The organism is Pseudomonas sp. GW821-FHT01E10, assembly GCF_059422365.1.
In genome coordinates this window covers 65,812-66,168 of record NZ_JBWKWT010000026.1, presented here as the reverse complement: position 1 = coordinate 66,168, position 357 = coordinate 65,812, and the positions used below count along the sequence as shown (strand labels likewise).

Genomic DNA, 357 nt, shown 5'->3' with positions numbered 1-357 from the left:
ACCGCCGGCAGCTACGGCCAGTTCTCCATCGGCACCGACGGAGCCTGGACCTACGTCGCCAACTCCGCCCACAACGAATTCGCCGCCGGCACCACCTACACCGACACCTTTGCCGTGAGCAGTGCCGATGGCACCCTCACTTCGGTCACCGTGCATATCGCCGGCAGCAACGACTCACCGACGATCACTTCCAACGGTGCTGGTGCGACGGCTTCGATCAACGTGGCTGAGAACACCACAGCGGTCACGACGGTGGCAGCGACCGATGCAGACCTGCCGGCACAAACGCTGACCTACAGCATCGTCGGCGGAGTGGATGCCGCGAAATTCTCGATCGTTTCTGGCACAGGCGTGCTG

General features: G+C 63.3%; 1 protein-coding gene. It reads left to right on the top strand.

The genetic code is table 11. The features are described from left to right. Positions 1-357, top strand: a 357-nt coding sequence (locus tag AC07V0_RS27495; protein WP_495020079.1) for a VCBS domain-containing protein, incomplete at both ends; no start/stop codon positions are given.